Genomic DNA, 20,318 nt, shown 5'->3' on the forward strand with positions numbered 1-20,318 from the left:
GCGTGAGACATGGAATTTCCCTGGACGGAATGCCGGCGGGCCGGCGCTTTTCATTTGTTGCGGCGGTCTCGTACCACGGTGGGCCGAAATGGTCATCCCCATGGTCGTCACTTCACGCGAGGCCTTTCAATGCATGGTTTTGTGACGCCGGCTTTTCGCTTTGACAGCGCTGCAAACTGTGGTTAAGGGGACCACTCTTTTATTGACGAGGCTTGCCGTGGCAAAAACCGAACTTGGCACAAAACGTATCGACCCGGAGACGGGCCGAAAATTCTACGACCTGAACAAGGACCCGATCGTCTCGCCCTACACCGGCAAGACCTATCCGCGTTCCTATTTCGAGGAAGGCAAGATTGCCGCTCTCGAGGAGGAAGAGGAAGTGGCCGAGAAGGAAGTGGACGCCGAGGAAGAAGAAGGCGTTGAGGTCGTCTCGCTCGAAGAGGCAGATGAGGACGTCAAGGGCGACGACCTGCCGGATCTTGGCGACGACGCGGACGACGTTGATCTCGGCGACGACGAAGATGACACCTTCCTCGCCGACGAAGAGGAAGAAGATGACGACGTTGCCGACATGATCGGCGTCGGCGACGACGACGACGAGGTCTGATCGGCCTTGAAAGCGGGCGTTTGCGGGCTTTCGAGGACTGTGAAGAAAAAGCGACTCTCGAAGGCTTGATATCTGAGAAGGGCGGGGTTAGAAGCCGCCTGCACTAACGGCGCGGTCTCCAACCCGCGCCGGATCTCTTCGCCGGAAACGGCGCCGGTTGACTGCCGGAAGTGGGGCCATAGCTCAGTTGGGAGAGCGCTTGAATGGCATTCAAGAGGTCGTCGGTTCGATCCCGATTGGCTCCACCAAACAGTCCCTCTGCAATTCGCAGCCGATGAATGTGCCGCACTGCGGTCATCTGCGTTTGATGGTCAATTCAGGCAATGCCGCTGAAAGCCCCTCGATCAAACGGAACGAACGAGCCATTTCTCGAGAGCAACTGCTCGCCGGACAAAGTCTTCACTATTCCTGGAGTGCTTGGAGTCTGAAAGCCAGCCCGATCACCACTCGGCGAAGGAACCGTCCTTGTGGCGCCAGACCGGGTTGCGCCAGCGGTGGCCTTCCCTGGCACGTTCCTTGACATAATCCTCGTCGATCTCGACACCCAGGCCCGGGCCGTCGGGAATGGCGACATAACCATCCTCGTAGCGGAAGACATCCTTGTTGGCGGCATAGTCGAGCAGGTCGTTGGCGGCGTTGTAGTGGATGCCGAGGCTCTGCTCCTGGATGAAGCAGTTGTAGCTGACCGCGTCGAGCTGCAGGCACGAGGCAAGCGCGATCGGCCCGAGCGGGCAATGCGGCGCGACCGCGACATCATAGGCTTCCGCCATCGCCGCGATCTTGCGGCATTCTGTGATGCCGCCGGCATGCGACAGGTCGGGCTGGATGATGTCGACGACGCCTTCCTCGAACACGGACTTGAAGTCCCAGCGGCTATAGAGCCGCTCGCCGAGCGCGATCGGTGTCGAGCCAAGCGCGGCGATCTCCTTCAGCGCCTCGCGGTTTTCGCTGAGCACCGGCTCCTCGATGAACATCAGCCTATAGGGTTCGAGTTCCTTGACGAGCGCACGCGCCATCGGCCGGTGCACGCGGCCATGAAAATCGACAGCGATGCCGATGTTGGGCCCGACGGCCTCGCGCACCATGGCGACGCGTTCGACAGCGGCGTCGATCTTGTCATGGCTGTCGACGATCTGCAGTTCTTCGGTACCGTTCATCTTGAGCGCCAGGAAACCGCGCGCAACCATTTCCCTGGCGCCGGCCGCGACCTCCGCCGGGCGGTCGCCGCCGATCCAGGAATAGACCTTGATCGAGTCGCGCAGCTTGCCGCCGAGCAGTTCGTGCACGGGCACGCCGAGCGCCTTGCCCTTGATGTCCCACAGTGCCTGGTCGATGCCGGCAATGGCGCTCATCAGGATCGGGCCGCCGCGGTAGAAACCGCCGCGGTGCATCACCGTCCAGTGGTCCTCGATCAGGCGCGGATCCTTGCCGATGAGATAATCGCCAAGCTCCTTGACCGCCGCCTCGACGGTCAGCGCCCGGCCTTCGACCACCGGCTCGCCCCAGCCGGTGACGCCGGCATCGGTTTCGATCTTCAGGAACAGCCAGCGCGGCGGAACGATGTAGGTGGTGAGCGAGATGATTTTCATGCGCAGTCTCAGTTGCTCTTGAGTTTCTTGGCGCTGACGAGGTCGCGCGCCGCGAGGTCGAGGATCTTGTTTGCCGCGCCACGCGCGGCATCGGCATTGCGCATACGCAGCGCCTCGACCACCTCGCGGTGCGCCGCCACGGCCTCCATGCGCCGGCCGAGCGAAATCACCGCCGTCGCCTCCAGCGAGAATTTCAGCCCGGTGTCGATGAGATTACCGATCTGGCGAAAGATCGGGTTGTGGCTCGCGGCATAGACGATCTGGTGGAAAGCGATGTCGCTGCGCGAGAAGGCGGCGAGATCCTCGCCGGCGCCGGCCATGCCGCGCCAGGTGGCTTCGAGATCGGCGATCTCCTGCAGCGTCGCGCGCGTGGCGGCGAGTTCGGCAACCAGCGGCTCGATGGCCCGGCGAGTCTCAAGAATGGCGTCGAAGAGCTTGTCGTCCAGTGCATGCGGCGCGTGCCAGGCCAGCACCTGCGGGTCGATGATGTTCCAGTCGTCCTCGTTGCAGACGATCGTGCCGACGCGTGGCCGCGACAGCACCAGCCCTTTTGCCGCCAACACTTTCAGGGCCTCACGGATGACGGTGCGGCTGACGCTGTATTCGACGCCGAGCTCGTTTTCGGTCGGCAGTGAGGAGCCGGCCGGATAGCGCCCGGAAAAGATGTCCGAGGCAATCGCCTTGGTCACGTCGGGCATGACGCGCGGGCGGCGAGTGGCTGTGTCGCCTTGCGGTTTCTTCAAAGTCCCGGTCACCTCAGCCCTCCTCCAAGGCGGCGAACCGCTGGTTTCGCACAACCGGTCCGGCCTTAACGGATGCGGATCAATTGCGCCAGCGATCGCTGGTCAGAGCATGTACATTAATTATCATACCAGATCAATTGACGAGTATGATAAAAGCGATTAGAGACTCCGGCATCCGGGCTGAGCGCCCGGTCATCGCTGGGAGGTAATCATGCGACTTTTGAAGACCGCGCTCGTCGCGGGCGCGCTTGCCGTGCTGTCCGTCACGACCATCGCTGCATATGCTCAGGACACCAAAATCGGCTTCATCGTCAAACAGCCCGAGGAGCCGTGGTTCCAGGACGAATGGAAGTTCGCTGATCAGGCCGCCAAGGAAAAGGGCTTCACCCTGGTCAAGATCGGCGCCGAAGACGGTGAGAAGCTGATGTCGGCCATCGACAATCTCGGCGCCCAGGGCGCGCAGGGTTTCATCGTCTGCACGCCCGACGTGAAGCTCGGCCCCGGCATCGTCGCCAAGGCCGCCGCCAACAATCTCAAGCTGATGACTGTCGATGACCGCCTGGTCGGCGCCGACGGCAAGGCGCTGGAAGACGTGCCGCATATGGGCATCTCGGCAACCAAGATCGGCGAGGCGGTCGGCCAGGCGATCGTCGACGAGATGAAGGCGCGCGGCTGGAAGGCCGACGAGGTCGGCGCCATCCGCGTCTCTTACGACCAACTGCCGACCGCCGTCGACCGCGTCGAAGGCGCCATCTCGGTGCTCAAGGCAAACGGCTTAAGGCCGAGAACATTTTTGACGCCCCTCAGGCCAAGACCGATACGGAAGCTGCCCTCAATGCGGCGACCGTCGTGCTCAACGCCCATGCCGAGATCAAGAAGTGGGTTTCTTTCGGCCTCAACGACGAAGCGGTGCTGGGTGCGGTGCGTGCCTCCGAAAGCGTCGGCATCCCCGCTGATAGCGTGATCGGCGTTGGCATTGGCGGCGCGGATTCGGCGATCAACGAGTTCAAGAAGCCGACGGCCACCGGCTTCGTCGGCACCGTGATCATCTCGCCGAAGCGTCATGGCTACGAAACGGCGCTCAACATGTATGACTGGGTTGCCAGCAACAAGGAGCCGGAGAAGCTGATCCTGACTTCCGGTGCACTCGCCAAGCGCGACGACTACCAGAAGGTCCGCCAGGGCCTCGGCATCGAATAATCCTCCCTGTACAAACAGGCGGCGGCTCATCCCGCCGCCTGTTTGCCATTCCATAAGAGGATCGCTGCCCGTGTCCTTTCTCGACTTCTCGCACATCACCAAGACCTATCCGGGCGTCAAGGCGCTGTCGGACGTCTCGTTCGGCGTCGACAAAGGCGCCGTGCATGGGCTGATGGGCGAGAACGGCGCCGGCAAATCCACCCTGATCAAGATACTGTCCGGCGACCAGCATGCCGATCAGGGCGAGATCCGCATCGACGGCAGGGTTCAGGCCTATACGTCGACCCGGGATGCCTTCGACAATGGCGTCATCGTCATTCATCAGGAACTGCAGCTGGTTCCTGAACTCACCGTTGCCGAAAATCTCAGCCTCGGTCGTTTCCCTGCCAACGCCGGCATCATCGCCGGCCGCCGGATGCTGGACGACGTCGGCGCCAAGCTGAAATCGGCCGGCATCGACATCGACATGCGCCGCAAGGTCAAGACGCTGTCCATCGGCGAACGCCAGATGGTCGAGATCGCCAAGGCGATCATGCTCGACGCACGCGTTATCGCGCTGGACGAACCGACCTCGTCGCTGTCCTCGCGCGAAAGCGAATCCTGTTTGCCCTGATCGACCGCCTGCGCGGCGAGGGCAAGGTCATCATCTACGTCTCGCACAGGCTCGACGAAGTGTTCCGGCTCTGCGACAGCCTGACCGTGCTGCGCGACGGCAAGCTCGCGGCGCACCATGCGTCGCTGAAAGGCGTCACCCGCGACCAGGTCGTCGCCGAAATGGTCGGCCGCGAGATTTCGGATATCTGGGGTTTTCGCGCACGAAAAACGGGCGATGTCCGCCTGAAGGTCGACGCTCTCAGCGGCCCCAAACTGAAGACGCCGGCCAGTTTCGAGGCGAGGGCAGGCGAGATCGTCGGCTTCTTCGGCCTGATCGGCGCCGGGCGCTCGGAACTGATGCGGCTGGTCTATGGCGCCGATCCGCGCTCGGGCGGCACCATCACCGTCGACGGCAAGCTGGTCCCTGCCACCGATCCGCGTGGTACGATCCGGGCCGGCATCGTGCTGTGTTCGGAGGATCGCAAGCATGACGGCATCATCCAGGGCCGCTCGGTCGAGGAGAACATCAACATCTCGTCGCGGCGCCATCACACGCGCTTCGGCGTGTTGAACCGCGCCAGCGAGATCGCCACCGCCGAAACCTTCATCAAGAAGCTCAAGGTGCGCACGCCGTCGCGCAAGCAGGACATCATCAACCTCTCCGGCGGCAACCAGCAGAAGGTCATTCTTGGCCGCTGGCTGTCCGAACAAGGGGTGCGGGTGCTCATTGTCGACGAGCCGACGCGCGGCATCGACGTCGGTGCCAAATCGGAAATCTATGAACTGCTCTACCAGCTTGCGCAGGACGGCATGGCGATCGTTGTCGTCTCGTCCGAACTGCCGGAGGTGATGGGCATCTGCGATCGCATTCTGGTGATGTGCGGCGGCCGCGTCAGCGCCGAGCTCACCCGCGACCAGTTCGCCGAAAGGGCGATCCTGGCCGCCGCTCTCCCCGATCAGAAAACCCCCGACGCGATCGCATCTTGAGGACTTTTGGCATGACCGACCAGTTGAAAAAAATCCTGCTCGGCGAACAGGGCCTCGTCGTCATCTTTGTCGTCGCCTTCGCGCTGGTGTCGGCTCTGGTGCCGAATTTCCTCACCGACCGCAATATGCTCGGCCTGCTGCAGTCGGTGGTCACCGTCGGTATCGTCGCCTGCACCATGATGTTCTGCCTTGCCGCACGCGACTTCGACCTGTCGGTCGGCTCCATCGTCGCCTTTGCCGGCATGGTCGCTGTGATGGCGTCGAATTACACCGGCTCGATCCTGCTTGGCCTCTTGGCGGCAATTGCCAGCGGCGCCTTCGTCGGCTTCATCAATGGCGTCGTCATCGCCAAATTCCGCATCAACGCGCTGATCACGACGCTGGCCACCATGCAGATCGTGCGCGGGTTTGCGCTGATTGCGTCCGACGGCCGCGCCGTCGGCATCAACAGCCCGGATTTCTACCAGCTCGCGCTGTCCAAACTGCTCGGCATTCCGACGCCGGTCTGGGTGCTCGCCATCCTGTTTTGCATCTTCGGCTTCGTCCTCAACCGCACCGTCTTCGGCAAGAACACATTGGCCATCGGCGGCAATCCGGAGGCTTCGCGCCTTGCCGGCGTCAATGTCGACCGGACGCGCATCTGGATTTTTGCGCTGCAAGGCGTCGTCTGCGGCATCGCCGGCATCCTGCTGGCGTCGCGCATCACCTCGGGCCAGCCCAACGCGGCGGTCGGACTGGAACTCTCGGTCATCTCGGCCTGCGTGCTCGGCGGCGTCTCGCTTGCCGGCGGCCGCGCCACCATGTCGGGCGTCATCGTCGGCGTGCTGATCATGGGCATCGCCGAGAACGCCATGAACCTGCTCAACATCCCGGCCTTTTACCAGTACATCGTGCGCGGCGTTATTTTGCTCCTGGCCGTGCTGCTCGACAATCTGCGCTCGTCGGCTTTGGGCCGGCGTTGAGTCGGGGCAGGGCATGTCGGCTGGAATACTACTGGAAAGCAATCGGCTGTGCGTCGAGATCAGCCCCTCTGGCAGCGCAATCGTCAACGGCCATACGGCCGACGGGGTGCCATTCCTGCGTCCCTACCAAGGCGAGGCCGAGTTCGACGTTGTGCACTGCGCTTGCTTTCCGATGGTGCCGATCGGCAATCGCGTCGAGGGCAATGCGTTTTCCTGCGGCGGTCAAAACTTCACGCTGGCGCCCAACACGACTGATCCTTTCTATATTCACGGTGACGGCTGGCAGGCGAACTGGAAGGTCGAGGAGCATCGCGTCGACCGCCTCGATTTGGCCTTCGATCATCCGCGCCGCGTCGACTCGCCCTATGTCTACCATGCGCGACAGTCGTTCCGGCTCGCCGGCGCGCGGCTGGAACTCCGGCTTGCCGTCGAAAATACCGGCGTCATTCCACTGCCATTCGGCCTCGGTTTCCATCCATTCTTTCCGCGCACGCCGCGGACGACCTTGTTTGCGCCGGCCGAAACCTGGTGGACAGAGCGCGACGGGCACCTTCCAGCGTCCAGGAGCGCCATTGCCGACGATGTCGCTTTCTCAACGCCGCGCCATTTGCCCGACCGTTGGCTGAACAATGGCTTCGAAGGGTGGAGCGGCATCGCGCGCATCATCTGGCCGGAGCATTGTCTGGGGATCGACATCGAGGCGGACGCGGAGCTCGACCGCTACATGCTCTTTGCGCCGGACACGGACCGAAGCTTCTTCTGCCTGGAGCCGATGAGCCATACCCCAAATGCGTTGAAGCATTTCGATGCCGACCCAATGGGGATCAAGGTACTTTCCCCCGGCGAGGTTCTCAGAGCAAGATTCGCAATGACCGTCTTCGACTGGAGCGACAACCATGGCTGAGCGCCTTTCCGGCAAACGCATCTTCCTGACCGGCGCCGCGCAAGGCATCGGGCTGGCGATCGCCGAGGCCTGCCTTGCCGAAGGCGCAAGACTGTTCCTGGTCGACCGCGACGGCGCACTGCTGGACAAGACCGTCGCGGGCCTCGCCGTGCCGCGCGGCCATGTCGGGCATGCGGCAGCCGACATCAGCGACGGTGCCGCGATTGCCGCTGTCGTCAGCCAAGCGGCCGCCGAGATCGGCCCCATCAACGCGCTGATCAACAATGCCGGGGTCAATGTGTTCTCGACGCCGCTCGAGGCGACCGAGGAGGAATGGAACCGCAACTTCGACGTCAACGTCAAGGGCGCCTGGAATTGCAGCAAGGCGGTGTTGCCGGGCATGATCGCGAGCGGCGGCGGCGCCATCCTCAACATCGCCTCGACGCACAGCTTCACCATCATCCCACACACCTTTCCCTATCCGGTCGCCAAGCACGCGCTGCTCGGCCTGACCAAATCGCTGGCGCTCGAATATGCGGCGCAAGGGGTGCGCGTGAACGCGCTGGCGCCCGGCTATGTCGAAACCCAGAAGGCGATCGACTACTGGAACAGCTTTGCCGATCCGGCCACAGCACGCGCCAACACCATGGCGCTACATCCTGGCGGCCGCATCGCCACGGCGCGCGAGATTGCGCTGGCTGCGGTGTTCATGATTTCCGACGAGTGCCCGTTCATGAATGCGGCCACGCTCGTCGTAGATGGTGGGCTGAGCCAGCTCCAGCATCCAGCCTGAATTCCGGGAAAATCATGACCAAGAGACGATCGCAGCACTGGTTCGGCGGGCAGGGCAAGGACGCCTTCATTCACCGCAGCTGGATGAAGAACAACGGCCTGCCCGACGATGCCTTCGACGGCCGCCCGGTGATCGGCATCTGCAACACCTTCTCCGAATTCACGCCTTGTCACGTGCATTTCCGTGGCCTGATCGAGCACATCAAGGCGGGCGTGCTGGAAGCCGGCGGCCTGCCGCTGGAATTCCCGGTCTTCTCCTGCGGCGAATCCAATCTGCGCCCGACGGCGATGCTGTTCCGCAATCTCGCCTCGATGGATGTCGAGGAAGCGATCCGCGGCAATCCGATGGACGGTGTCGTGCTGATGGCAGGCTGCGACAAGACCACCCCGTCGCTGGTCATGGGCGCGGCCTCCTGCGACCTGCCGTCGATCGTCATTTCCGGCGGGCCGATGCTCAATGGCCGTTTCCAGGGCCGCGAGATAGGTTCCGGCACCGATGTCTGGAAATTCTCCGAGGATGTCCGCGCCGGCGTGATGAGCGAGCAGGATTTCGCTAATGCCGAGAGTGCCATGTCACGCTCGCCGGGTCATTGCATGACCATGGGCACGGCCTCGACCATGGCCTCGATGGTCGAAGCGCTCGGCCTGGCGCTGCCGGGCAACGCTGCCTATCCGGCGGTCGACGCGCGCCGCAGTCGCATCGCCCGCATGACGGGGCGGCGCATCGTCGAGATGGTCAATGAGAATCTCCGCCCGTCCGCCATCCTCAAGAAAGAAGCTTTCGCCAACGCCATCCGTGTCAATGGTGCCATCGGCGGCTCGACCAATGCGGTCGTGCATCTGCTGGCGATTGCCGGCCGCGTCGGCACCGAACTGACACTGGACGATTGGGATCGGTATGGCCGCGATGTACCGACCATCCTCGACCTGATGCCGTCAGGCCGCTTCCTGATGGAGGACTTCTGCTACGCAGGCGGCATTCCGGCGGTCATGAAGGAGATTGGCGATCTGCTCGATCTCGACGTGCTGACCGTCACCGGCAAGACCGTGCGCGACAACATCCGTGACGCTGAAAACTACAATCCCGAGGTGATCCGCCCGCGCGACAAGGCGCTTACTCCCAATGGCGGTATCGCGGTGCTGCGTGGCAATCTGGCGCCCGACGGCGCCATCATCAAGCCGTCAGCCGCGTCACCGGCCCTGATGAAGCATCGCGGCCGCGCCGTCGTCTTCGAGGACATCGACGACTACAAGGCGCGCGTCGACGATCCCGCGCTCGACGTCGACGAAGCGTCGATCATGGTGCTGAAGAATTGCGGCCCCAAGGGCTATCCGGGGATGGCCGAGGTCGGCAACATGGCGCTGCCCCGGAAGCTGCTGAAGCAGGGTGTCCGCGACATGATCCGCATCTCCGATGCCCGCATGTCCGGCACCGCCTTCGGCACCGTCGTGCTGCATGCCGCACCCGAAGCCGCCATCGGCGGCCCGCTGGCGCTGGTCAGGAGCGGCGACTTCATCGAGCTCGACGTCGAAGCAAGGAAGCTGCATCTCGACGTGTCGGCACAGGAGCTGGCGCGGCGTCGTGAATCCTGGCTACCGCCCGTCCCGGCGATGCGCGGCGGCTATCAGGGCCTCTATGTCGACCGTGTCCTGCAGGCGGACCGCGGCGCCGATCTCGACTTTCTCGTCGGATGCCGTGGCCACGCCATTCCACGCGAAAGCCATTGAGGCCGACCAGCATGCCCAATTTCCGGCCTGACGATTTCCACGGCATTCACGCCATTCTCTACGCGCTCTTTGACGCGAACGAACAACTGGACCGCGCGGCGATGCGTCGGCAGGTCGAGATCTGCCTGGCGACGGGCGTGCACGGCATGGCGGCGCTCGGCCTGGCGACGGAAGTCGCCAAGCTGACCGAGGCCGAGCGCCGGACGATCATGGACTGGACGGCGGAAGATACGGCTGGAAAAGTGCCGCTTGCCTTCACCATCTTCGGCGCTTCGGTGGCTGAGCAGGTGGCACAGCTTCGCCATGCTGAAAGCGTGGGAGCGGATTGGGTGATCCTGCAGCCGCCGCCGGTCGGATCCTATGGTGCGCTGGAATACACCAGGTTCTTCGGCCGCGTCGCCGAGGCAACCGACCTGCCGGTGGCGATCCAGAACGCGCCGGCGTTTTTCGGGCGCGGCCTGTCATCGGACGAGATCCGCGAACTTGTCACGCTTCATCCCAACATAAGGCTGATCAAGGGCGAAGGCCCTGTCACCGACATTGCCGGATTAATCGAACGCACCGAAGGCCGGATACCCGTTTTCAACGGACGCGGCGGCCTTGAACTGATCGACAATTTCCGCATCGGTTGCCGCGGCATGATCCTGGCGCCTGATGGCATCGACCTCGCCGTGCGCGCCTACAATGCGTTTCGGATCGGTGACGAAGCGACGGCCGAGGCCGAGTACGCAAGAATGCTGCCGGCAGCGGTCTTCGTCATGCAGGGCATCGAGAACCTGATCTGCTACGGCAAGCGGCTGTTCGGCGCCCGCGCAGGCATCCCGATACACGACCGGGCTCCGGCGATGCGGCCCAACGAGACCGGCGTGGCGATGGTGGCGCGCTTTGCGGCTGGCCTCGGTCGGTTGCCTGGCTGAACGGCAACTGCCCTTCAATAGGTCGTCCGCCCACCCGACAGGTCGAACGTGGAGGCGGTCGTGAAACTGTTCTCCTTGGAGACGAGCCAGGCGACCATCGCCGCGGCTTCGTCGACCTCCAGCAGGCGGCCGCGCGGAATGCGCGAGCGCATATATTCGATGTGCTCCGGCGTCAGCTGTTCGAGGATGCGCGTCTGTGCCGTGGCCGGCGAGATGCAGTTCACGGCGATGTCGTACTGCGCCAGTTCCTTGCCGAGCGACTTGGTCAAGCCGATGACCGCCGCCTTCGAGGCTGAATAGGCGGAGGCGTTGGGGTTGCCCTCCTTGCCGGCGACGGAAGCGATGTTGACGATCCGTCCGTAATTGCGCTCCTTCATCCCGGGAACCACGGCGCGATTGACGTAGAACGTACCGTTTACGTTGACGTCGATGACCTTCTTCCACGTCTCGATGTCGTAGACGTCGAGCGGGGCGGCAGGGCCGGCAATTCCGGCGGAATTGACCAGAATGGAAATCTTGCCGGCCAGATCTTCGGTCCTGGCGCGCGCCGCGTCCACCGACGTCCAATCGGCGACGTCCACGATCTCTGTCGTGGCAGCGTTGCCGAGTTCCTTCTTGGCGGTTTCGAGGCGGGCCTCATCGAGATCCCACAAGCTGACCGTCGCGCCGGAAGCGACGAAACGCCTGGCCATCGCGAAGCCGAGGCCTTGGGCGCCACCGGTGACCACAGCGTGCTGGCCGTCAAGATCGATCCTGTTCATGTCGAGCGGTTCTTTCCGTTTGAGCTACTTCCGGGATAAAGGCCGGCCTGTGCAGGCCGGCGATCGCTACATGGTCGCGCCAAGGCTCCATGGCACGAACTCGTTGTCGCCATAGCCGAGCGCTTCCGACCTGGTGCGCCCGCCGGAAGCGACGCGCAGGATCTCGGCAAAGATCTCCTCGCCCTTCTCGGCCAGCGAGACGCCGTCCAGTATGTCTCCGCAATTGATATCCATGTCCTCGCGCATCTGCTCGAAGATGAAGGTGTTGGAGGCAAGCTTGATCGAGGGCGTCGGCTTGCAGCCGAAGGCCGAACCGCGGCCGGTGGTGAAGCACAATATGTTGGCGCCGCCGGCGACCTGCCCGGTGGCCGAGACCGGGTCGTAGCCGGGCGTATCCATGAAGACGAGGCCGCGCTCGTTGATCGGCTCGGCATATTCCAGCACCGCCCGCAGATTGGTGGTGCCGCCCTTGGCGGAAGCGCCGAGCGATTTCTCCAGGATGGTCGTCAACCCACCCAGCTTGTTGCCGGGCGAAGGGTTGTTGTTCATCTCCATGTCGTGCCTGGCGGTATAATCCTCCCACCAGCGGATGCGTTCGATCAGCTTTTCGCCCACCGCGCGGCTCTCGGCGCGCAAGGCGAGGAGATGTTCGGCGCCATAGATCTCGGGCGTCTCCGAGAGCACCGCCGTACCGCCTTGCCCGACAAGCAGGTCCACCGCAGCACCTAGTGCCGGATTGGCGCTGATGCCGGAGTAACCGTCCGATCCGCCGCATTGCAGCGCAAGCACCAGTTCGGAGGCTGGTTGCGGCGTCCTTTCGGCGGCGTTCACCGTAGGCAGCATGTCGACGATCGCCTTCACGCCAGCCTCGACCGTCTTTCGCGTACCGCCGGTTTCCTGGATGGTCATCGTGCGGAAAATCGTGCTCTCCTCGATGTTGTACGACTGCATCCAGCGTGGGATCTGGAACGCTTCGCAGCCGAGTCCGACCATCAGCACGCCGCCGACATTGGGGTTCGTGGCAAAGCCCCATTGAGTCCGTTTCAACAGGTCGTAAGCGGGACCCTTGGTGTCGATGCCGCAGCCAGTGCCGTGGACGAGTGCGATGATACCGTCGACATTGGGATAGTCGTGCAGGATGCCAGACCGGTTGACCTCGTCGGTGATGAACCGGGCGACGCTGGCAGAGCAGTTCACCGAGGTCAGGACGGCAATGAAGTTGCGCGTGCCCACCTTGCCGCTCGGTCGGCGGTAACCCATGAAAGTAGCGCGCTCGGCCTCGGCAACGATCTCGGTTTGCCTGGTATTCGTGCCGAAGACGTAGTCGCGTTCGAAATTTCGCAGATACACATTGTGCTCGTGAACCCAGTCGCCGGCGACGATTGGTTCCCGCGCAAAACCGATGGTCTGGCCGTATTTCACGATCGGCTGGTCCGAGCCGATGTCGCGCAAGGCCATTTTGTGCCCGCGCGGTATGCGTGCCCTGGCAGCCACGTCACCGGCTTTTTCGCCGATCTTCAACGGATCGACCGCCAGAAGAATGTTGTCGGCCCCCGAAAGCTTGATGAACCGCGCCATGACCCAAACTCTGAAAAAGTTCTCCGCGACAGGAGGTCGAGAGACAAGAAATGATTTGGAATACTAATATAATAGAATGTCAGAGGTCAAGGAGGTCAAGGCCGGAGACTGCATGAGGTCGTCGTGAAAGACGGACCGGTCGCCACGTCGTTGGGGCATATCCGGGAGAGAAAGCGACTGCCCGACAACGTTCTGGTCAATCGAGATGGAAGACCTCTTCCATGGCCGCCCACCATTCGCCGTCGGCGCGCGTCGGCAGCGGCGTCTGCATGGGGTCGCACAGTTCCCACCATTTGGGCATGGCCGGCGACTCGCTCATCCGCGCTGCATCCCTGGCGAAGTCGCTGCCGTGATACTCCCAGCAGGCGAACAGAAGGTTCTCCGGTTCGCGCAGGAAGATCGAATAGTTGCGGATGTTGGCGCGGCTGATGACGTCGAGCACTTCGGGCCAGACGGCGGCGTGGACGCGCTTATAGTCCGCGATCGCCTCGGCTTTCACGCCGATACAAAGTCCCATTCTTTGCATGCTGGTTGCTCGCGGGGCTTCAGCCGAGAAGGTCGGCGGCGACTTCGAGCGTGTTGCGGAACGACGTCTCGAGATGATGTTCCATGGCCCGTGCCGCACCCTCGGCGTCGTGGCGCTTCAGGGCGTCGAAAATGGCCTCGTGCTGCTCGATCGTCTGTTCGCCATAACCCGGTCTTGGGATGGCGAGATAGCGCCCGCGATCCATCTGTGCCTTTGAGATGTCGACGGCTCTCCAGATCATCGGCAGGCCGCAGATCTCGGCTATGGTGCGGTGGAAGACATCGTCGAGTTGTATCGCGGTGGCATATCTGCCGCGGGATATGGCAAGCCGGTGCGCCGCCATGTTGTCTTCCAGCAATTCGCTGGCTGCCGCTGTGAACTTGGCGGCCGCGCGTCGGGCGCTTTCCATCTCCAGTGCCCGCCGGATGACATAGGCTTCTTCCAGGTCGGCCCGGCTGATCGGAGCAACATAGGTGCCGGTCTGCGCCAGGATCTTGACCAGGCCCTCGTCGCTGATGCGCTTGACCGCTTCGCGAACGGGGGTGCGAGACACCCCCAGGGCCTCCGCGATGGCGACCTCGTTGATGACCTCTCCCGGCTTCAACTGCCCGACGACGATCAGGTTGCGGATCTTGTGGTAGATCTGATCGCGGAGCGGAAGAGCCCGATTGAGCGTCGAAGGATCCAGGTCCATTGCAAATCCGTGTCTTCGTTCACCAGAAATGGCCAGATAATACTAGAATGTCAATTGGAACGCATCCAATACAAGCGTGGGGTCGGGGACGCACCACGTCATGACGACCCGCCGGAATCCAGCTTGCCAGAACTGTTATATTAGTGCAATAGTGAGGATGAACGATGGAAAATTCAGTCCGGGACTGAGGCTTGGATCTTCAACAGCGCAGGCCATTCAAGCTTGTTCGAAGAAGCCCGACTGCGTTTGCAGCGCTATTATACTAACATATCGAAGGCCGATGTAGCGCACCGGCCGGCCGCCAGGAGGAACCTAGCCAGATATGACCGTCGCCGCCGATTGCGCCTTGGATATGCGAGGCATCAGCAAGAACTTTCCAGGCGTGAAGGCTCTGTCCAACGTCAATTTTGCCGTGAAATTCGGCACCGTTCATGCGGTCGTGGGTGAGAACGGCGCCGGCAAATCGACGCTCATGAAGATCCTCAACGGATCCTACGCGCCCACCAGCGGCACGATCAAAGTCGGTGGCGCCGAGGTGCGCATGCGCCGGCCCGCCGACGCCCAGGCGCTCGGCATCCGCATGGTGCACCAGGAAATCAATCTGGTCCCCGACCTGACCGTCGCCGAGAACGTCTATCTCGGCCGCATGCCCGGCAAATGGACCTTTCTGCGCAAGCGCGAGATGGTCAGGGCGGCGGCTGCCGTCCTCGACGAGCTCGGAGCGGCCATCAATCCGCGTGAACGGCTCGGCAACCTTTCTATCAGCCAGCAGCAGCTCGTCGAGATCGCCAAGGCCTATGCGGCGCAGCCGAGGATCATCGTGCTGGACGAGCCGACATCCAGCCTCAGCGAGCATGAGACGGCGGCGCTGTTCCGGATCCTGCGCAAGATGCGCGATGACGGCATCGCCATCGTCTACATCAGCCATCGGCTGAAGGAGGTGCTCGAAATCGCCGATGAGGTGACGGTGCTGCGCGATGGCTCAATGATCGAGACGCGTCCGATCAAGGGCATAAAGGCTGCCGATATGATCAGGCTGATGGTCGGTCGCGAAGTTAGCAATGTCTTCCCGAAAAGTCCGGCCGCGATCGGCAAGTCCGTGTTGCGCGTGGAGCATATCAGCGACGGACAGCGCTTCCGCGATGTCAGCTTCGATGTGCGCGCCGGCGAGATACTGGGCTTGACCGGCTTGGTGGGCGCTGGTCGCACCGAGGTTGCCCGCGCAATCTTCGGCCTGTCGCGGCTTGTCGAGGGCACGGTCAGCGTCAACGGACGCGAGGTCTCGATCAACTCGCCATCCCAGGCGGTCAGGGCAGGCATTGCCTATGTTCCGGAAGATCGCAAGGGCGATGGCGTCGTGCCTGGAATGTCGGTCCGGGAAAACATCAGCCTGCCCATCCTGCGCCGCCTGACCCGTTTCGGACGCATCAGCCGCAGCGCCGATCGCGCGCTTGCCCGGGATTCGGTCAAGCAGTTTTCGATTTCACCGCCCGACGGCGAACGGCGCATCAGCCTTCTGTCGGGCGGCAACCAGCAGAAGGCGGTCATCGCCAAATGGCTTGCCGCCAAACCTTCGGCGTTGATCCTCGACGAGCCGACGCGGGGCGTCGACGTCGGCGCCAAGGCCGAGATCCACCACATCATCGGCCAACTCGTCGCCGGCGGCATGGCGGCCGTGATGATCTCGTCGGAACTGCCCGAAATCCTCGGAGTCTGCGACCGCGTGGTGGTGATGCGCGATGGCTATGCCTCCGAGCCTCTCTTGCGCAGCGAATTGAGCGAGGAGCGCATCATGGCGCTGGCCACCGGGGAGGAGATGGCTTGAGCGAAGCGGCCATGGAGATCGGTGGCGTGAACCGCAACGACCGCTTTACGCGTGGCAGCAGGCTTGTCGATGTCCTGTCGAAGGCGGGGCTCGCCTTCGCCATCGTCGCCGTGATGCTTTACGGCTCCCTCGTCAGCCCCGCCTTCTTCACGTCAGGCAATTTGCTCAACGTCCTGACCTCGATGTCCATCGTCGGCATCGTCGTCGTCGGCATGACCTTCGTGCTCGTGGTCGGCGGCCTGGCCGACCTGTCGGTGCCGGCCACCATCGCCTGCGGCGCCATCCTGTCGCTCGGGCTGCAGCCGATGATCGGGCCGCTGCCGGCGTTCCTGCTGGCGGTGGGTCTCGCGGGCCTCATAGGCCTGCTCAACGGGAGCCTGGTCGGATATGTCGGCATCAATCCCATCATTGCCACGCTCGGCGTTGGCACGATCGGACTGGGCATCGTCCAAGCGGCTGTCGGCGGGGTCATCGTCTATGGCAGCAATCCCGCCTCAGCCGAATTCGCCAAGGGCCGGCTGTTCGGCATTCCGGTCGTGGTGTTGATCTTCCTGGTCATCGCCCTTGTCGGCCATTTCGTCCTGTCCCGCTCCTTCTGGGGCAGATGGACGCTCGCCACCGGCGGCAATTACAGCGCCGCCGAGGCTAGTGCGGTTCCGGTGCGGGCCGTGAAGGCTGGCGCCTTCGTGATCACCGCACTGGCTTCCGGCATCAGCGGCGGCCTGCTCGGGCTGACGCTGCAGAGCGCGCGGCCGCTCATCGGCGGCGGCTACGAATTCAGCGCCATCACGGCGGTGGTGGTCGGCGGCGTGTCGATCGTCGGCGGCTTCGGATCGGTGCCGCGGGCCATTGCCGGCCTCATCTTCGTGCAACTGCTGACCAACGTCATGGTGCTCGACGGTGTGCGCACGCCAATCCAGGGTTTCGTGCTCGGCATCCTGATCGTCGGTGCCGTCGGCATGGATGCGGCATTGCGCAAGCGGGGCGTGGCGTGATGCGTTTTCTTTCGCTTGTCTCGCAGCATCGCGTCGTCATCATTCTCGGCCTGACGCTCGTCATTTCCGCGCTGTTGGTCCCCGGCTACCTCTCGGCATCGACGCTCGGCCTCGGTCTCGACCGGGCGGCGACGATCGGCCTGATCGCGGTCGGCCTGACGGTGCTTTTGATATCGGGCCAGATCGACCTCTCCGGTGGCGCCGTGTTTGCCCTGGCCGGCATCGTATCGGTCATCCTGCAGCGAGAGATCGGCATCCTGCCCGCCGCGATCGCCGGCATCCTGGTCGGTACCCTGGCAGGCGCCATCAACGGCATGCTGGTCGTCGGCCTGAAGGTGAATTCGCTCGTGCTGACGCTCGCGACGATGCTGATCTTCCGCTCACTCGCGCACTGGATCACCAACAGCCAGCCGGTGACCGGAACCGACATCATGCTCTCCCTGGCGCTGGCCAAGATCTATCTCGATGTCTTCACCCTCCGCAGCGTGCTGTTCATCGCCCTGATCGTGCTGCTGCATTTCTGGCTGACGCGCACCATACCTGGGCGCAACGTCTTTGCGGTGGGGTCCAACCCGGCGGCTGCCAAGGAAAGCGGTATCGCCTCGGACCGTATCGTCTTTCTCGGCTTTGTCTTTGCCGGCACGCTTGCCGGCCTGGCGGGGGTTCTCCAGAGCCTCGTCACCAACACCGGCTCGCCTGTCTTCGGCTCGGAACTGACGGTCGCCGTCATTGCCGCGGTCGTTGTCGGCGGGACTCGTCTCGAAGGCGGCAAGGGATCCGCGCTCGGCACGCTCGGCGGCGTGCTGACGATCGGCTCGCTGACCATCGCGATGGAGTTCCAGTCCGTTCCCGCATACGTCCAGCAGGTCGTGTCCGGGCTTATCCTGATCCTGCTCGTCGTGCTCGATCGGGCCGTTACCACCAAGGGGAGGGCTCCGGGCACGCGCCCGGCGCTCGTTCGCGACAATCCAATCACTCAAGGAGGAACCACATGATTGGGAGGAAACACATGATTGGCAAGAAAAGCATGCTTCACGTCGCCGCCATGGCGGCTGTGCTGGCATCGACGGGCTGGGCCAGCGCCAAGACGGTCTGCTACGTGACGGCAGCGGATTCGCATGCCTACGCGACGCCGGCCAACAAGGCGCTTCAGGCGCGCGCTGCGGAACTCGGCATCGAGATCCTGAGCCTCAGCCAGGATTTTGATGTCCAGAAAGGCACCGAGCAGCGCAACACCTGCGTTGCGCGCAAGGTCGATGGCATCATCCTGTGGCCGCTCGACCCGCAGGCATACATACCGGGGCTGGCGCGCGCGCAGCAGGCGAACATTCCGGCGATCCTCATCAATTCGCCGATGAGCGACGATGCCAAGCCGTTCATCAAGTCGTTCACCGGGCCTGATGTCTATGAGGAAGGCAAGCTGGCGGCGGACTCGCTGAGCAAGGCGCTGGGCGGCAAGGGCTCCGTCGTCATCATCGCCGGCCAGGCCGGCAACGGCACCACGATCGGCCGCGTCAGCGGATTTACCGACCGTCTCAAGGAAACCAATGCCGAGATCAACGTGCTCGACACGGTCAACGCCGACTTCGACCAGCAAAAGGCGCTGGTGGTGAGCCGCGATCTGATCACACGCTTCGGCGACCAGATCAGCGGTGTCTACGCCAATGACGACACGATGGCCCGCGGCTTCATCGACGCATGGAAAGAGGCGAACCCCTCCAAGGCCGCACCGCCGATCGTCGGCATCAATGGCCAGAAGGATGCGTTCGAATCGATCCGCACCAATGAGATGTACTCGACCATCGTCCAGTCGCCCGTCGAGGATGGCCGCCTGGCGATCAACACGATGGCCGAGATCATCGAGGGCAAGGAGGTCAAGGACCGGCTGCCGATCCCGCTGACAGTTGTCACCAAGGACAACGTCAACGCGGTCGAACCAGCGTTCTGATGCAGGAAGGCCGGCCCGCTGCACTCGGGTCGGCCTCGCCGCCGATTTCTTGGGGAGAGAAATTCTAATAGCGGCAACGGAATTGGAATAAACTAACTCTACAGAGTTTGTGGAATAAGCAATCTGCACTGGCGATCTGGTTTCCACCCGGACAGGACCACGCCATGCCTACCTTTTTGCGCTCGCCGTCAACCAAAGCAGGCATCTCCGGCCGCCTCCGTCAGGCGACGGGAGACAGGCCATGAGCAAGCACATTCCAGACCCTATCAAGGTGCTCTGGTTTCTGCCGACGCATGGCGACAGCCGCTATCTCGGCACGGCCGAGGGCGGCAGATCGGTCGATCTGCCCTATCTGACGCAAGTGGCGAAGGCGGCCGACACGCTCGGCTACTATGGCGTGCTGTTGCCGACCGGCCGCTCGTGCGAGGATTCCTGGGTGATCGCATCGGCTCTTGTGCCGATGACCGAACGCTTGCGTTTCCTTGTCGCCGTGCGGCCCGGTTTGCAGTCGCCGACGCTGGCCGCGCGCATGACTGCGACGCTGGACCGCATCTCAAATGGCCGCCTGCTGATCAACGTCGTCACCGGCGGCGATCCGCTGGAGAACAAGGGCGACGGCATTTTCCTGTCGCATGCCGAACGCTATGAGGTGACGCAGGAGTTCCTGCGCATATACAAGCGGGTGCTGAGCGGCGAGACGGTCGAGCATGACGGCAAGCATTTCCACATCGAGGACGGAAGGCTGCTGTTTCCGCCGGTGCAGACGCCTTACCCGCCGCTGTATTTCGGCGGTTCGTCCGATGCCGGGTCGACGGTGGCGGCGCAGGAGATCGACAAATATTTGACCTGGGGCGAGCCGCCTGCCGATGTCGAGCGCAAGCTGGACAGGGTGCGTGAACTGGCGCAGAAGGCCGGCCGCAAGCTCTCTTTCGGCATTAGGCTGCATGTCATCGCCCGCGAAACCACCGAGGAGGCCTGGGCCGCTGCCG

General features: G+C 63.1%; 17 protein-coding genes, 1 tRNA gene and 2 pseudogenes. 14 read left to right on the plus strand and 6 right to left on the minus strand.

Going from position 1 to position 20,318, the window contains the following annotated elements:
• The first annotated feature begins 217 nt into the window (after positions 1 to 217).
• Positions 218 to 607: a TIGR02300 family protein gene (locus tag EN932_RS09090; protein ID WP_127370662.1), complete on the plus strand. Its 390-nt coding sequence runs from the start codon at positions 218 to 220 to the stop codon at positions 605 to 607.
• Between the two features lie 172 nt (positions 608 to 779).
• A tRNA-Ala gene (locus EN932_RS09095) sits at positions 780 to 855 on the plus strand.
• A 192-nt stretch (positions 856 to 1,047) separates the two neighbouring features.
• Here EN932_RS09095 and dgoD read toward each other — a convergent pair.
• Together dgoD and EN932_RS09105 are read right to left on the minus strand one after the other, a co-directional pair.
• Entirely contained in the window at positions 1,048 to 2,196 is a 1,149-nt protein-coding gene (gene dgoD, locus EN932_RS09100; protein WP_127368303.1) for a galactonate dehydratase, read from the minus strand.
• A gap of 8 nt (positions 2,197 to 2,204) precedes the next feature.
• A complete protein-coding gene (locus EN932_RS09105; protein WP_245465090.1) occupies positions 2,205 to 2,894 on the minus strand; it encodes a FadR/GntR family transcriptional regulator in 690 nt (229 codons plus the stop codon).
• A gap of 256 nt (positions 2,895 to 3,150) precedes the next feature.
• Between EN932_RS09105 and EN932_RS09110 the strand changes: the two are divergent.
• The 7 genes and pseudogenes from EN932_RS09110 to EN932_RS09140 all read left to right on the plus strand — a co-directional run bounded on the left by EN932_RS09110 (position 3,151) and on the right by EN932_RS09140 (position 11,002).
• Positions 3,151 to 4,139: pseudogene (locus EN932_RS09110) on the plus strand (arabinose ABC transporter substrate-binding protein).
• Positions 4,140 to 4,209: 70 nt separating this feature from the next.
• Positions 4,210 to 5,720 (plus strand): annotated as a pseudogene (gene araG / locus EN932_RS09115) (L-arabinose ABC transporter ATP-binding protein AraG).
• Positions 5,721 to 5,731: 11 nt separating this feature from the next.
• A complete protein-coding gene (araH, locus tag EN932_RS09120) occupies positions 5,732 to 6,682 on the plus strand; it encodes an L-arabinose ABC transporter permease AraH (protein WP_013528175.1) in 951 nt (316 codons plus the stop codon).
• Between the two features lie 13 nt (positions 6,683 to 6,695).
• Positions 6,696 to 7,586 carry an aldose 1-epimerase gene (locus tag EN932_RS09125; RefSeq protein WP_127368305.1) on the plus strand — a complete coding sequence of 297 codons (891 nt, stop codon included), beginning with the start codon at positions 6,696 to 6,698 and terminating at the stop codon, positions 7,584 to 7,586.
• Positions 7,579 to 8,358 (plus strand): SDR family oxidoreductase, encoded by a 780-nt coding sequence (locus EN932_RS09130; RefSeq protein WP_127368306.1) that lies wholly within the window; start codon positions 7,579 to 7,581, stop codon positions 8,356 to 8,358. The genes EN932_RS09125 and EN932_RS09130 overlap by 8 nt, the downstream gene beginning before the upstream one ends.
• Before the next feature lie 14 nt (positions 8,359 to 8,372).
• Positions 8,373 to 10,085, plus strand: coding sequence for an IlvD/Edd family dehydratase (locus EN932_RS09135; protein ID WP_127368307.1), 1,713 nt, complete (start codon positions 8,373 to 8,375; stop codon positions 10,083 to 10,085).
• A gap of 11 nt (positions 10,086 to 10,096) precedes the next feature.
• Positions 10,097 to 11,002 (plus strand): dihydrodipicolinate synthase family protein, encoded by a 906-nt coding sequence (locus EN932_RS09140; RefSeq protein WP_027164224.1) that lies wholly within the window; start codon positions 10,097 to 10,099, stop codon positions 11,000 to 11,002.
• A gap of 14 nt (positions 11,003 to 11,016) precedes the next feature.
• Here the strand turns inward: EN932_RS09140 and EN932_RS09145 are convergent, their stop codons facing one another.
• The 4 genes from EN932_RS09145 to EN932_RS09160 form a co-directional block, all read right to left on the minus strand.
• Positions 11,017 to 11,763: an SDR family NAD(P)-dependent oxidoreductase gene (locus EN932_RS09145; RefSeq protein ID WP_013528170.1), complete on the minus strand. Its 747-nt coding sequence runs from the start codon at positions 11,761 to 11,763 to the stop codon at positions 11,017 to 11,019.
• Positions 11,764 to 11,829: 66 nt separating this feature from the next.
• On the minus strand, positions 11,830 to 13,341 hold the full coding sequence (locus tag EN932_RS09150) for an altronate dehydratase family protein (protein ID WP_127368308.1): 1,512 nt from the start codon (positions 13,339 to 13,341) through the stop codon (positions 11,830 to 11,832).
• Between the two features lie 196 nt (positions 13,342 to 13,537).
• The gene (locus EN932_RS09155; protein WP_127368309.1) at positions 13,538 to 13,867 is read right to left on the minus strand and encodes an L-rhamnose mutarotase; all 330 of its coding nucleotides are present in this window, start codon (positions 13,865 to 13,867) and stop codon (positions 13,538 to 13,540) included.
• Positions 13,868 to 13,886: 19 nt separating this feature from the next.
• The gene (locus tag EN932_RS09160) at positions 13,887 to 14,561 is read right to left on the minus strand and encodes a GntR family transcriptional regulator (protein WP_013528167.1); all 675 of its coding nucleotides are present in this window, start codon (positions 14,559 to 14,561) and stop codon (positions 13,887 to 13,889) included.
• A 322-nt stretch (positions 14,562 to 14,883) separates the two neighbouring features.
• On the opposite strand from EN932_RS09160, the gene EN932_RS09165 reads away from it, so the two are divergent.
• The 5 genes from EN932_RS09165 to EN932_RS09185 all read left to right on the plus strand — a co-directional run.
• Positions 14,884 to 16,386: a sugar ABC transporter ATP-binding protein gene (locus EN932_RS09165; RefSeq protein WP_127385181.1), complete on the plus strand. Its 1,503-nt coding sequence runs from the start codon at positions 14,884 to 14,886 to the stop codon at positions 16,384 to 16,386.
• A complete protein-coding gene (locus EN932_RS09170) occupies positions 16,383 to 17,381 on the plus strand; it encodes an ABC transporter permease (protein WP_245461030.1) in 999 nt (332 codons plus the stop codon). The genes EN932_RS09165 and EN932_RS09170 overlap by 4 nt, the downstream gene beginning before the upstream one ends.
• Positions 17,381 to 18,376, plus strand: a complete 996-nt coding sequence (locus EN932_RS09175) for an ABC transporter permease (RefSeq protein WP_063169855.1) — start codon at positions 17,381 to 17,383, stop codon at positions 18,374 to 18,376. Before EN932_RS09170 ends, EN932_RS09175 begins: the two co-directional genes overlap by 1 nt.
• 14 nt (positions 18,377 to 18,390) lie before the next feature.
• Positions 18,391 to 19,329: a sugar ABC transporter substrate-binding protein gene (locus tag EN932_RS09180; protein ID WP_128368792.1), complete on the plus strand. Its 939-nt coding sequence runs from the start codon at positions 18,391 to 18,393 to the stop codon at positions 19,327 to 19,329.
• A 241-nt stretch (positions 19,330 to 19,570) separates the two neighbouring features.
• On the plus strand, positions 19,571 to 20,318 hold a 748-nt coding region (locus EN932_RS09185), incomplete at its 3' end, for an LLM class flavin-dependent oxidoreductase (RefSeq protein WP_128368793.1).

It is taken from the genome of Mesorhizobium sp. M7A.F.Ca.US.002.01.1.1 (genome assembly GCF_004022955.1).
In the GTDB taxonomy this organism is placed as follows: domain Bacteria; phylum Pseudomonadota; class Alphaproteobacteria; order Rhizobiales; family Rhizobiaceae; genus Mesorhizobium; species Mesorhizobium ciceri.